The organism is Cryobacterium sp. 10I5 (assembly GCF_035019865.1).
GTDB lineage: Bacteria > Actinomycetota > Actinomycetes > Actinomycetales > Microbacteriaceae > Cryobacterium > Cryobacterium breve_A.
Genome location: NZ_JASJVI010000002.1, coordinates 71,428 through 83,355 on the forward strand (window position 1 = coordinate 71,428; position 11,928 = coordinate 83,355).

At 67.6% G+C, this 11,928-nt stretch carries 13 protein-coding genes; 5 read left to right on the forward strand and 8 right to left on the reverse strand.

The features are described from left to right. Positions 1–64: 64 nt before the first annotated feature. Positions 65–658: an HdeD family acid-resistance protein gene (locus QN350_RS01265; RefSeq protein ID WP_281534983.1), complete on the forward strand. Its 594-nt coding sequence runs from the start codon at positions 65–67 to the stop codon at positions 656–658. 30 nt (positions 659–688) lie between these two features. Here QN350_RS01265 and QN350_RS01270 read toward each other — a convergent pair whose 3' ends face one another. Beyond that, positions 689–1,453, reverse strand: coding sequence for an SDR family oxidoreductase (locus QN350_RS01270; RefSeq protein ID WP_281534984.1), 765 nt, complete (start codon positions 1,451–1,453; stop codon positions 689–691). Positions 1,454–1,569: 116 nt separating this feature from the next. Here QN350_RS01270 and QN350_RS01275 point away from each other — a divergent pair, with 116 nt between their 5' ends. The 4 genes from QN350_RS01275 (at position 1,570) to QN350_RS01290 (ending at position 4,356) form a co-directional block, all read left to right on the forward strand. Beyond that, the gene (locus QN350_RS01275; RefSeq protein WP_322139881.1) at positions 1,570–2,040 is read left to right on the forward strand and encodes an NfeD family protein; all 471 of its coding nucleotides are present in this window, start codon (positions 1,570–1,572) and stop codon (positions 2,038–2,040) included. Then, positions 2,037–3,065, forward strand: coding sequence for an SPFH domain-containing protein (locus QN350_RS01280; RefSeq protein WP_322139882.1), 1,029 nt, complete (start codon positions 2,037–2,039; stop codon positions 3,063–3,065). Before QN350_RS01275 ends, QN350_RS01280 begins: the two co-directional genes overlap by 4 nt. Before the next feature lie 4 nt (positions 3,066–3,069). Further along, positions 3,070–3,840, forward strand: a complete 771-nt coding sequence (locus tag QN350_RS01285; protein WP_322139883.1) for a glycerophosphodiester phosphodiesterase family protein — start codon at positions 3,070–3,072, stop codon at positions 3,838–3,840. A 150-nt stretch (positions 3,841–3,990) separates the two neighbouring features. Continuing rightward, positions 3,991–4,356 (forward strand): RNA polymerase-binding protein RbpA, encoded by a 366-nt coding sequence (locus QN350_RS01290; RefSeq protein ID WP_134531837.1) that lies wholly within the window; start codon positions 3,991–3,993, stop codon positions 4,354–4,356. Between the two features lie 13 nt (positions 4,357–4,369). Here QN350_RS01290 and lnt read toward each other — a convergent pair whose 3' ends face one another. The 7 genes from lnt to QN350_RS01325 are packed head-to-tail and all read right to left on the reverse strand — an operon-like array spanning position 4,370 to position 11,901. Then, positions 4,370–5,986: an apolipoprotein N-acyltransferase gene (lnt, locus tag QN350_RS01295; RefSeq protein ID WP_322139884.1), complete on the reverse strand. Its 1,617-nt coding sequence runs from the start codon at positions 5,984–5,986 to the stop codon at positions 4,370–4,372. A gap of 24 nt (positions 5,987–6,010) precedes the next feature. Then, positions 6,011–8,470 (reverse strand): DEAD/DEAH box helicase, encoded by a 2,460-nt coding sequence (locus tag QN350_RS01300; protein WP_322139885.1) that lies wholly within the window; start codon positions 8,468–8,470, stop codon positions 6,011–6,013. Positions 8,471–8,479: 9 nt separating this feature from the next. After that, positions 8,480–9,232 carry a twin-arginine translocase subunit TatC gene (gene tatC, locus QN350_RS01305; protein ID WP_322139886.1) on the reverse strand — a complete coding sequence of 251 codons (753 nt, stop codon included), beginning with the start codon at positions 9,230–9,232 and terminating at the stop codon, positions 8,480–8,482. Positions 9,233–9,291: 59 nt separating this feature from the next. Continuing rightward, positions 9,292–9,513: a twin-arginine translocase TatA/TatE family subunit gene (gene tatA, locus QN350_RS01310; protein ID WP_134446564.1), complete on the reverse strand. Its 222-nt coding sequence runs from the start codon at positions 9,511–9,513 to the stop codon at positions 9,292–9,294. Continuing rightward, a complete protein-coding gene (locus QN350_RS01315; protein WP_322139887.1) occupies positions 9,506–9,865 on the reverse strand; it encodes a hypothetical protein in 360 nt (119 codons plus the stop codon). Before QN350_RS01315 ends, tatA begins: the two co-directional genes overlap by 8 nt. Before the next feature lie 3 nt (positions 9,866–9,868). Further along, complete coding sequence (locus tag QN350_RS01320; RefSeq protein WP_322139888.1) at positions 9,869–10,879, reverse strand: WYL domain-containing protein; 1,011 nt, start codon at positions 10,877–10,879, stop codon at positions 9,869–9,871. After that, the gene (locus tag QN350_RS01325) at positions 10,876–11,901 is read right to left on the reverse strand and encodes a helix-turn-helix transcriptional regulator (protein ID WP_322139889.1); all 1,026 of its coding nucleotides are present in this window, start codon (positions 11,899–11,901) and stop codon (positions 10,876–10,878) included. The genes QN350_RS01320 and QN350_RS01325 overlap by 4 nt, the downstream gene beginning before the upstream one ends. Between the last annotated feature and the right edge of the window lie 27 nt (positions 11,902–11,928).

Genomic DNA, 11,928 nt, shown 5'->3' on the forward strand with positions numbered 1-11,928 from the left:
CTTCGCTACAGTCTCGGTGACCGAACCCCTCCTTCGGGGGTTCCCAAGTCCGAGGAGCGCAGCCATGTCGAACCCCGTCGCGGTATTCGATCTCACGATCGATCCACGGAAACTGAGCAAGTCGGAAGTGACCACCATCCGAACGGCCATGGCCATCGGCGGTGTGGTCGCCGTGATCCTCGGAGTGATGATCCTGGTCTGGCCCGGCGCGACCCTCAACGTCATCGCCGTGCTCTTCGGCCTCTACTTCCTCGTCGGCGGGATCGCTCGCATCGTCCGCGGCATCGCGATGGCCGGGGGCAGTGCCGGCGTCCGCGTGCTGAACATCCTGCTGGGAGTGCTGCTGCTGGTCGCGGGCATCGTGGCGATCCGGAATCCGATCGGGTCCCTCGCCGTGCTCGGTATGGTCATCGGGATCTCGTGGCTGATCGAAGGCGTCGCGGCGCTCGTTGAGACGGCTTCGGATTCCAGCCGATGGTTCGGGATCCTCTTCGCGGTGATCAGCATCGTCGCCGGCATCGTGGTGCTGCTGTCCCCCGTCAACTCGCTGGGGGTGCTCGTCGTCGTCGGCGGCGTCTTCCTGATCGTCTCCGGCCTTGTCCAGCTGGTGATGTCCTTCACCCTCGGCCGTGGAGCGCAGACGACCGTCACCGACTGACGTGCCGTCCTGCTTGCGAGTCGTCGCTTGCTAGTCGGTGACCATGTCCGTGGTGTCACCGACGTACCGGGTGTTACCCGCGGGAATCGGTTCGACGGCGGCCAGGGCGACCTCCGCGGCGAATTCGCTCACGTTGTAGAGGCGACCGGCGGCGACCTTGCGGGCGCTCATCGTTCCAGGGCTGGAGCGTTCGAGGAGAGTCGCGGTGACGGTGCCCTCGATGATGTCGCCGGAGACCACGACAAAGCCGATGCCCTCGGATTCGAGCTCGGGGATGAGCGCACGCAGGGCGTCCTCCCCCGCTCGCTTGCTCCGTGCGACCGGCACGTACTCCGGCATGGTCGGGGCGGTCTCGAAGAAGTGCGCCTGGTGGCTCGTGACGAACACGACCCGGGCGCCGGCGCCCAGCAGCGGCCGAACGGCAGCGAGCAGGTTGAGCTGGGCATCCCGGTTGAGCTTCATCGCGTAATCGGGGGCCATGCCGGTTTCCATGCCGCCTGAGGCATTCATCACCAGGATGTCGAGTCCGCCGTATTCCGCCCGGATCGTGTCGATCATGGCCGTGACGGAGGCCTCATCGGTGAGGTCGGCGCCCGCGGTGATGGCCGTTCCGCCGGCTGCGCGGATGGCGTCGGCGACTTTGATGGCCCGCGCCTCTTTGTTGCGGAAGTTGATGACAACGCTCGCTCCGGCCTCCGCGAAGATTCCGACGGTCGCGGCTCCCACGCCCCGGGAAGAACCGGTGACGAGGACGCGCTGTCCGTTCAGTGAACCTGCGGCAAGTGGGTTGGTCACACGAACTCCTCAAATAACGAACTGGGTCTAGCAGAAGACCTTACCAAGAACCCCGCCCCCGCCCTTGTCGGCACACCTGCTAGTTTGAGAAGGGGAACACAACGGGGAGGGTCACGATGGACGTATTCGCCGCGAATTACGCGTGGGTTGTCTGGCTGGTGCTCATACTGATCTTCATCACGATCGAGATGGTCACTCTTGACCTCACGTTCCTGATGATCTCGCTCGGCAGTCTCGGCGGCCTGGTTTCCGGCCTGTTCGGTGTGCCGTGGTGGGGCCAGCTCGTGATCGCAGCGCTCCTGTCCATGGTGCTGCTGCTCGGCATCCGCCCGCCCCTGCTCCGCGTGCTCAAACGCGGCAGCGACCCGACGCTCAGCAACGTCGACGCCCTCCTCGGCCAGGACGGCCACATCGTGAGCTCGACCGGCCCCCTCGCCCAGGTGCGCCTCGCGAACGGTGAGACCTGGACCGCGCGCTTCTCCCCCCTCGTCGAGCCGGCCGTTTTCGAGACGGGCGAACGTGTCATCGTCATCGCCATCGACGGGGCGACCGCAGTAGTCATCCCGGCAGAAAGGAACATTTCATGAATGATCCGACCCAGGTTGTCGTGCAGGTGATCGTTGTGGCCTTTGTCGCCGCGCTCGTCATCTTCGTGATCGTGACCCTCGCGAAGTCCATCCGCATCATCCCCCAGGCCAGGGCCGGGGTCGTCGAGCGGCTCGGCCGGTATCACAAGACACTCATGCCGGGCCTGAACATCCTGATCCCGTTCGTCGATCGGCTGCGTCCCCTCATCGACCTGCGCGAGCAGGTCGTGTCCTTCCCGCCCCAGCCTGTCATCACCGAGGACAACCTCGTCGTGTCCATCGACACGGTCGTGTACTTCCAGGTGACGGATGCCCGCGCCGCGACCTATGAAATCGCCAACTACCTGGGCGCGGTCGAACTGCTCACGACGACGACCCTCCGTAACGTCGTCGGCGGGCTGAATCTCGAGGAAGCGCTCACGAGCCGCGACAACATCAACGGCCAGCTCCGCATCGTGCTCGACGAAGCAACGGGCAAGTGGGGCATCCGGGTCGGCAGGGTCGAGCTCAAGGCCATCGATCCGCCGCACTCCATTCAGGACTCGATGGAGAAGCAAATGCGCGCCGAGCGTGACCGTCGAGCCCTGATCCTGACCGCGGAGGGCACAAAGCAGTCCGCGATCCTCACCGCCGAGGGCGCCCGCCAGGCGGCCATCCTTTCCGCGGAGGGCGACGCGAAGGCGGCCGTGCTCCGGGCCCAGGGTGAGGCCGAGGCCATCACGACCGTCTTCCGGGCGATCCACGAGGGCGACCCCGACCCGAAACTCCTCGCATACCAATACCTGATGACCCTGCCGAAGCTCGCAGAGGGCAGCGCGAACAAGCTGTGGATCGTGCCGAGCGAACTCACTGAGGCGATGAAGGGCATCGGCCGCGCGTTCGGCGAGCGGCCCGTCGACGGGTCCGCCACTCCTCCGGCTGCCACTCCCCCCATCGCTCCCCAGGCCGCCGCACCGACGTCGCCCCCACCTGTCGCGGAGACTCCCGCCGGCACCACCGCCGGCTCGCACGCCGCCGAGGGGTAGCCGCGTGATCTCGGGCGGCCCCTCTACTTTCCTGGCCGGGTCGCCCCCGCGCATCTTCGCGCACCGCGGGCTGGCACTGAATGCCCCCGAGAACACGGTCCTCGCTTTCAGTCATGCCCTCGCGAGCGGTGCGACCCACCTGGAAACGGACGTCCACGTGTCCAGGGACGGGGTCGCCGTGCTCAGTCATGACGCCCGCCTGGCCCTCCCCGAACTGGACATCCAGCTCGAGGCGCTGCGCATCGCCGAACTGCAACGAATCGACCTCGGCTTCGGCCAGTCCTTCGCCTCCCTCGCCGAAGCGCTCGACGCCTTCCCGGAGGCCCGGTTCAACCTCGACGTGAAATCAGAGGACGCCATTGCCGCAACGGCGACGGCCGTCCGAGCCGCGGGCGCAACCGACCGGGTGCTGGTGACCTCGTTCTCTGAGGATCGCCGGAGAAGGACGGTCCGGCTCCTGCCCGGCGTCGCCTCGAGCGCATCCGCATCCGTGGTCGCTCAGGCCGTCGTCGCCGCCCGGGTCGGGAACAGGGCGCTGATCCGGCGCGTTCTCAGCGGATGCGTCGCGGTCCAGGTGCCGGAGACGGCGTCGGTGCTGCACGTGGTGACACCCCACTTCGTGAGGGCCGTGCACTCAGTCGGCGTCGAGGTGCATGTCTGGACGGTCAACGAGCCCGCAGCCATGGACCGACTCCTGGACACCGGCGTGGAAGGCCTGATCACGGACCGATCGGACGTCGCGGCCGCACTCATCAGCGACCGATCCCAACGCTGACCCATCGCGGAACCGACCACGACACGCGCGGAACGCCATGAAACTCGGTTCCGAAACTGAGAGTTATCACCGAGTAAGGGCATAACGGAAAGATAACGCCCAGCTTGACGGTTTATAACTGAGAGTTGCATCGCGAGAGGAGACCACACAATGGCGGATCGCAGTTTGCGTGGCATGAGGTTGGGCGCACAAAGCCTTCAAAGCGAAGAGGGCGTAACCTTTTCACCACGAGTTAGTCACACATACCTGTGTGCAACGTGCTCACGAGAGACGGTGATGATCTTCTCGGCGGAGGCGGAAGCCCCCGACGAGTGGGAATGCCGGTTCTGTTCCCAGACGGCCACCCGGCTCGTCGATTCCAAGCCCGTCATCGTCGATCACTCGGCCGAGAAGGTACCGCGCACGCACTGGGACATGCTCCTGGAACGTCGCACCCGTCCCGAGCTCGAGGAACTGCTCGAGGAGCGCCTCGCGTTCCTGCGCGCACGTCGCGGACAGCAGAAGATCGGCGCCTAGGCCCGAGCAGAAACTACGCACGCACCCGATTCGTTCGGGTGCGTTCTGCGTTAACCGGTCGCGCCGCTGCCTCGGCCGCTCGCCGGCGCGCCTCACGCGGTGCCGAGGGCGCGAAGACCAGGCAGAAGACGAGCCCCGCGAGGCCGAGCCCGGAGACGAGCCACTCGATGCCTCGCCCCGCCGCCATCGCGGGCGTCTCGGTCGTGCTGAGCGGAACGGTCTGCACCATGGAGCCGGGGACCCAGGTGGGGAGGCTGTCCATCGTGTGGCCGTCCGGCGCGATGATGGCGCTCGTTCCGACAGTCGAGATGTTGACGACCGTGCGTCCGGCCTCGATCGCGCGCAACCGGGCGATCGCGAGCTGCTGGACGCTCTCGTCCGTGTGTCCGAAGTCCGCGTTGTTGGTCTGCGCGAGGATCACCGTCGCCCCGGAGTCGATCATCTGGTGGACCAGCTGATCGTCGGCGATATCGAAGCAGATCGCGATTCCGGCCAGGATCCCGTTGACGTCGAAGACGTTCGGCTGGGTTCCGAGCTGGTAGTCCCGAGAGATCAGGTCGATCAGCTCCGGGGCAAAGGGACGCCAGAAGGCCCGATCAGGCATGTATTCAGCGAACGGTACCGGGTGCACCTTGTCGTAGAGGGCCGTGGCGCCTTCCCCCGCCTTCCAGAGCAGGCTCGTGTTGTAGTACTTGCCGTCCCGGTAGGTGATCGTGCCGGTGATGAGCGGCGCCATCATCGCGCGGCTGACATAGTCGAGGACGTTCGCAGCGTCCTGAGACCGGGTCGGGTCGATGTCACTGCCGTTCTCCGGCCACACGACGAAGTCGACCGGCTGCCCGACCAGCGGCAGGGTAGCCGAGGTGTGGTCGGCGAGGATCTGCCCCGGCGAATACTGCGCAAAAAGACCGGCATCGGACGCGCCCTGGACGGCGGCGATCCTGGCCTCCCCCGACTGGGCGATAGAGACGGCGGGCACGACGAGGAGCAGGGCGACGGATGCCGTGAGCACGGTCCACCTGGCCAGCGCGCCCCAGCGGACCTCCCGCAACAACTGCAGCGCGAGCGCGCTGAGCCAGACGATCAGGAAGCTGAGCCCGGACATCCCGACCCAGGCCACGAGGCCGGCAAACGGGCTCTCCGACTGTGAGATGGCCACCCGGCCCCAGGCGAAGCCGCCATACGGCCAGACCGCGGAAATCGCCTCACGTGCCGTCCAGAGGCCGGCCACGACCAGCGGAACGAGGCCGAGGCGTCCCCATCGGGTCGGCCATGCTCGCGGGCCACGGTTCAGAACCACGGCGATGAGCCAGAGTCCGACGCCGAAGAAGATCGCCTCGAGTCCTCCGAGGGCGAGCCAGGGCACCGGGCCGAGGTAGAGGGTGATCCAGCTGATGTGGATCAGCCAGAACGACAGTCCGGCGACCATGCCGACGAGAAGCGCCGGCGCCGGCCGGCGACCGAGCAACGCGACGAACATCAGCAGCACCCCGAGCGGCGCGAGGACCCACCAGGAGCGGTCGGGGAACCCGCCGTCGAGGATTGCTCCCGCGCCGGCGGCCAGCAGGACGGCCGCAGGGAGGGGCAGCCGGAAGGCCCCCCGCTCCGCGTTCACCTCTCTCGGGTTCATCTCTCTCGGGTTCACCGGCACGGCCTAGGCGAACGAGGAGTAGGCGACGATGCCGCGCCGAATGGCGTCGAGCGCGATCCGGGCGGTCACGCCGACCGGGGCGTCGGCGACGACGGACAGCTGGTCGAGAAGGTCGATGGTCTGCTTGGTCCAGCGCACGAAGTCCCCTGCGGCCATCTCCGCCTCGTCGAGAACGTCGATGAGCGAGCCGTCGCGAGCCCATTTCCACATTGCGAGGCTGAGCCCGACCGCGAGCGGGTTGCTTCCCGGCAGCTGGTGCTCCCGCTCGAGGTCGTCCAGGCGGCTCCAGAGCTCCTGGGTGTCGTGCAGGGCGGCCCGGAACGGTCCCCGGGGCAGATACCGCTCGTCGATGAGCCCCTCCTCGCGCCGCGGCTCGAAGACGAGGGCGCAGGCCATCGCTGCGAGTCCGGCCGGGTCGAGGTCGTTCCACAGTCCGCGGCGCAGCGACTCGGCGACGAGCAGGTCCCTGTCGGCATAGATCCGCCGGAGGATGAGGCCGCTCTCGCTCAGCGTCACCGCGCCGGCGTGGTCTTCGAGCAGGTAGCCGTAGCCGAGCAGGACCTCGGTGACACGGTCGAAGACGCGGGCGACGGCGCCGGTACGCGTCGTGATCTGCTTGGTGAGGGCATCCGTCTCTCGACGCAGTTTCCACCAGCGCTGCGCCCAGCGGGCGTGCGACTCGCGTTCGGGGCAGTTGTGGCACGGATGCGCGCGCAGCCGCTTCCGCAGGCTCGCGAGCTCGCGCTGGCGGCGCTCCTTCGCCGCGCGGGCGCCGGTCTCCCCCGTGAGCGTCTCCCGTTCGACCTCGGTGAGCCGGCGGCGGATCGCCGAGTACTCGGTGAAGTCGCCGAGGTGGCAGACCATCGAGGCGGCGAAGCCCGTGAGGGATGCCTCCTGCTGGCGAACGGCCCTGGCCATGTCGACGACGGCCCTGTCGGCCTGGAACTGGGCGAACGAGGATTCCAGGACCGTGCGGGTGCGGTCACGCCCGAACTGGTCGATGAGGTTCACGGCCATGTTGTAAGTCGGCTTGAAGCTCGAATTGAGCGGGTAGGTGCGGCGGGAGGCGAGCGACGCGACGGTCTGCGGGTCGAGCCCGGAGGCCCACTGGATGACCGAGTGGCCTTCGACATCGATGCCGCGCCGGCCGGCGCGGCCGGTGAGCTGGGTGTACTCCCCCGGCGTGATCGGTACCCGGGCCTCGCCGTTGAACTTCTCGAGCTTGTCGAGGACGACGGTTCGCGCGGGCATGTTGATCCCCAGGGCGAGCGTCTCCGTCGCGAAGACCGCCTTGACGAGCTTCTTCTGGAAGAGCTCCTCGACGACCTCCTTGAAGGCGGGCAGCATGCCGGCGTGGTGGGCGGCGACACCGCGTTCGAGACCGTCGAGCCACTCGAAGTAGCCGAGCACGCCGAGGTCCTCGTCGAGCAGGGTGCGGCAGCGTTCGTCGACGATCGCGCGGATCTCGGCGCGTTCGGCGGCATCGGTCAGGCGCACGCCCGCCCGCAGGACCTGGTTGACCGCCTGGTCGCAACCGACTCGGCTGAAGATGAAGAAGATCGCGGGGAGCAGGTGCTTGCCGCCGAGGAGCCGGACGATCTCGGCGCGGTCCATCCTGCCCGGTTCGAAGGTCGACCGCGGGGGCTGCGCGCGGCCGCGGTTGCCCCCGTGCCTGCCATCCTGGCGGACGGAGACCCCGCGGCCGGCGCCCTGGGCGAGGCGGACCAGTTCCGGGTTGACCCGGTGGGTTCCCGCAGCCCCCGCGGAGTCGAACAGGTCGAGCATCTTGCTCTTGACGAGCACGTGCTGCTCGAGCGGCACGGGCCGTTCCTCGGAGACGATGACGTCGGTCTCGCCGCGAACGGCCTGCAGCCAGTCGCCGAACTCCTCGGCGTTCGACACGGTTGCGCTCAGGGACACCATCCGCACGTTCTGCGGCAGGTGGATGATGACCTCTTCCCAGACGGCGCCGCGGAACCGGTCGGCGAGGAAGTGCACTTCGTCGAGCACCACGAAGGCGAGGTTGGTGAGCAGGTCGGAGTCCGCGTAGAGCATGTTGCGCAGCACCTCGGTCGTCATGACGACGATGCGGGCCTGCGGGTTCACGTTGGTGTCGCCGGTGAGGAGGCCGACTTCGTCTGCCCCGTACTCCGCGACGAGTTCCTGGAACTTCTGGTTGCTCAGCGCCTTCATCGGGGCGGTGTAGAAGACCTTCTTGGTCGACTGCTTCATCGCGAGGTAGATCGCGAACTCCGCGATCAGGGTCTTGCCCGCTCCGGTCGGAGCCGCGACGAGCACGCTGTTGCCGTCCTCGAGGGAGGCGCAGGCGGCGATCTGGAACGGGTCGAGATCGAACCGGAGGCCGGCTCGGAAGGCGGAGAGCCTGGGACGGCTCGCCCGGTCCCGAGCCGCTGCGAAGCGCTCGGCCGGGGTCGGCTCGGCCGGAGTCTGGAGAGAGGTCATGGGGGACGCCTAGAGCGCCAGCTCCTGTTCGAATGCGAGGGCGCGCCGGGCGGCACGCCGGTCATGCAGCACCGCAACCCCGTAAGCGGCGAAGTACAGCACCACCATCGGGACGGCGAGGAGGAACATCGACACGACGTCGGCGGCCGGGGTCGCAATGGCGGTGAAGAGGATGATCACGAGGATGGCGACCCGCCAGGACTTGATGATCGACGTCGCACTGATCACTCCCGCGAAATTGAGCAGAACGATGAACACGGGCAGCACGAATGCGATCCCGATCGCGACGACGAGCTTGAGCACGAAATCGAAATAGCTCTGAGCGGTGATGAGCGCGGCGTCCTGCGACGGTGCGAAGCCCGTCATGAGCTCGACGACGTGCGGCAGGACGTAGAAGCCGGCGGCACAGCCCGCCAGGAACAGCGGCACCGCGGTGAAGAAGAAGCCGAAGGTGTAGCGCTTCTCGGTTCGGGTCAGTCCGGGCATCAGGAACGCGAAGACCTGGTACAGCCACATCGGGCTCGAGATCACGATTCCGACGTAGACGGAGATCTTGAGCTTGAGGTCGAAGGCACTCGTGATGTCCGGGTAGTTCAGCTGCGCGCTGCGCCCCTGTGCCGACGCGATCGTGTAGATCGGCTCCCTGAGGGCGTTCCAGACGAAATCGGACAGGAAATAGCCGATCACCGCTCCGACGAGAATTCCGGCTGCCGCGAGGAAGAGGCGTTTCCGCAGCTCAAGCAGGTGCTGCCCGAGGGACATCTTCCCGTCAGGGGCCGTGCGCCGAGTCGTGCGCCGAGGAGTGCGCCCAGGCACGGAGGTTACGGCTTTGTCGTCGGATCGGGCGCGTCGGCTCCCGGGGCGGAGTCCGTCCCCGGTGCGCTCTTCGTCTCGGCGGGCTCGTCGCTGCGGATCTCACTCTTGAAGATCTTCATCGACTGGCCGAGGCTGCGCGCGAGTGCGGGAAGCTTGGGCGCACCGAAGAGCAGCAGAACGATGACAAGGATGATCAGGAAGTGCCATCCGGTCAGGTTGTTAAGCATGAGGTTGCGTCCTCTTCATCGGTGGGTCAGGTCTAACGATCGGGCCGTGTTGCAATAGCTTACCTCTGGCGATCCGGCGATCCCGCCGTTCCTGCCTGTGGCGTTCACGCATGGTTCGTTGCAGGTCGACGGCCAGGGCGAGTTCGCTCCAGTCCGCGAAGATCGCCGGACGTCGTGGTGGCGTCTCCTCGGCCGGGTCGGCGTCGAGTCCGCCGACGAGGTCGCCGAGCGCGCCGACCGCATCCGCAAGAGCCATCAGCTTCCGGAACAGCGTCACGGCGAACCAGGCCAGCATCCCGAGGAGGACCAGGACGAGGCCGGTCCAGATCAGGACCCAACTCCACCACGGCATCGGCTACTCCCCCGGCCCTGCCGCTGCAGTGGATGCCGCAGCCTCCGCATACCTCGCCGCACCGGCATCCGCCCACGCCCGCACGATCTCGCGAGCTGCGGCGGGTTCGACGACGGTGACGACCCCGGAGAGACCCGCGACGAGGCGTTTGAGCGCGTGATAGTGCGAGACACGCAGGGTCGCCCTGACCCGGTCGCCCTCGAGGGGCTGGACCGGGCGGCCGGAGAGGTAGTCGCCCAGGAGGGGCAGCGCACCGGCGGCGAGCTCGACGACCACGTTCAGATCGGATTCGGAGCCCTGGAACAGGGTCTCGGGCAGGATGAGTTCCTCGGTGCGGCTTGTCACGGGGCGATCGGTCGCGGTGAGCGCGCTCATCCGGTCGAGCCGGAAAGTCCGGACGGCGCCGCGCAGGTGGCACCAGCCGCGCAGGTACCAGTCCCGGTCGACGGATTCGACCCGGAGCGGGTCGACATAGCGTTCCTCCTGCCCGCCGCGGGCGTTCAGGTAGTCGAACCGCACCTGGACGCCGGTCCGCAGGGCGGACTGAATGACGGAGATCGCTGCTCCCGAGGTGCTCGCGGACACGGCGAGCTGGCTCGGCGCGGCGGTGGCGCTCCGGGTCAGCTTGGCCATGAGGGATGCGATCGCATCGCGGTCGGCATTCTCGGGAAGGGACGAGAGGTACTGCAGCCCGGCGATGAGCGCGGCTGCCTCGCGGGCGGAGAACCGGGGGGAATCCTCGATCGCCACGAGATGGGTCAGCACGATCGTGTCGTCGGCCTCGAACTGGCCCCACTCGATGTCGAAGAGGTCCCCCGGCAGGTACTGGCTCGTGTCGCCGGGCACCCCGGACACGGCGATCAGGGTGACGGCGTCGCGCACGCGCTCGGGGGCGACGCCGAAGTGGGCCGCGACATCCGTGACGCTGATGCCGTCGTGGTCGATGAGATACGGGACGAGCGAGAGCAGGAACGTGAGCTTGTCGGGTGCGCCGAGCGGCACACGGGGGCTCATGAGCGCGCCTCGAGCGGCTCGTGGGCGTCGCGGACGCAGAGAAGCCGGTCGAGCACGGCGTCCCTGAGCGCCTGCGGGGCGTGCACAAACACCTCCGGCCCGAATCCGGCGAGCTCGTCGGCGAGGATGTTCAGGTCGGTGTAGTGCAGAACGAGCGCCGCGGTCGGCTGGGCGCCGGAGGCATCGGCTGCCCGCTTGCCGAGGCGGACGGCGGCATCGCTGCCCGGGAGGACCTCGATCTCTGCGACGTTGGCCGTGAAGAGGGCGTCGAGTTCGGTGAGGGCGGTCTGGCCCGCGTCCGGCCCGGATTCGGGGGCGACGAGGTCGGGGACGACCGTGACCGGTCCGACGATGCGGGACAGCAGGAACGTGCGGGTGGCCCCGGCGTCGAGGTCGGTCCCGAACAGATGCCAGCGGCTTTCGTGCTGGACGACCGCGCGAGGCGCCACCTTCCGGCGTCGCGGGGCGGCCTCGCCGGGCTTGAGGTAGAGGAAGGAGACGACGTGCCCACGGTCCATGGCCTTGCTGAGCGGTTCGAATGAGGCCTCTCGGACCCGGAGGGTCGGGGCGTATCCGAGGACGGGGTCGCCGTCCGCTCCGCCGAGCGCGTTGAGCTTGGTCAGGGCGCGCCGGGACTCGGCAGACAGCGAGCCCTCTTTCCAGACCGTCGCGGCGAGTTTGAGCAGCACCAGTTCGTCGCCGGAGAACGATACGTCCGTCGGAAGTTCGTAGAGGCCCTTGGGGATCCGGTAGCGCAGGTTGCGGTTGTTGCCGGGATCCTCGGGCTGCTCGACGGTCTCGAGCGGGATCCCGAGTTCGCGGATGTCGTCCTTGTCCCGCTCGAACTGCCGCTCCAGGCTCGCATTGTCGCCACTGTGCACGTAACGCTGGCGGTAGCCCTGGACGGTCGAGAGAATGTCGGCCTTCGTCAGGCCGTTTTCCGTCGCTATCAGTGCCAGCACGAGGCTGAACAGGCGTTCTTCAACCGTGACGCGGTTGATCGGTTCGGGGGTGGTCGACACGCTGTGAGTCTAACCGAGCCCCGGTAG

What these genes read in the sequence shown, in the direction of transcription:
- QN350_RS01275 (WP_322139881.1), top strand. Translation starts at nt 1,570, where the DNA reads ATGGACGTATTCGCCGCGAATTACGCGTGGGTTGTCTGGCTGGTGCTC.
- tatA (WP_134446564.1), bottom strand. Translation starts at nt 9,513, where the DNA reads ATGCTTAACAACCTGACCGGATGGCACTTCCTGATCATCCTTGTCATC.
- QN350_RS01290 (WP_134531837.1), top strand. Translation starts at nt 3,991, where the DNA reads ATGGCGGATCGCAGTTTGCGTGGCATGAGGTTGGGCGCACAAAGCCTT.
- QN350_RS01315 (WP_322139887.1), bottom strand. Translation starts at nt 9,865, where the DNA reads ATGCCGTGGTGGAGTTGGGTCCTGATCTGGACCGGCCTCGTCCTGGTC.
- lnt (WP_322139884.1), bottom strand. Translation starts at nt 5,986, where the DNA reads ATGAACCCGAGAGAGGTGAACGCGGAGCGGGGGGCCTTCCGGCTGCCC.
- QN350_RS01280 (WP_322139882.1), top strand. Translation starts at nt 2,037, where the DNA reads ATGAATGATCCGACCCAGGTTGTCGTGCAGGTGATCGTTGTGGCCTTT.
- QN350_RS01265 (WP_281534983.1), top strand. Translation starts at nt 65, where the DNA reads ATGTCGAACCCCGTCGCGGTATTCGATCTCACGATCGATCCACGGAAA.
- tatC (WP_322139886.1), bottom strand. Translation starts at nt 9,232, where the DNA reads ATGTCCCTCGGGCAGCACCTGCTTGAGCTGCGGAAACGCCTCTTCCTC.
- QN350_RS01300 (WP_322139885.1), bottom strand. Translation starts at nt 8,470, where the DNA reads ATGACCTCTCTCCAGACTCCGGCCGAGCCGACCCCGGCCGAGCGCTTC.
- QN350_RS01320 (WP_322139888.1), bottom strand. Translation starts at nt 10,879, where the DNA reads ATGAGCCCCCGTGTGCCGCTCGGCGCACCCGACAAGCTCACGTTCCTG.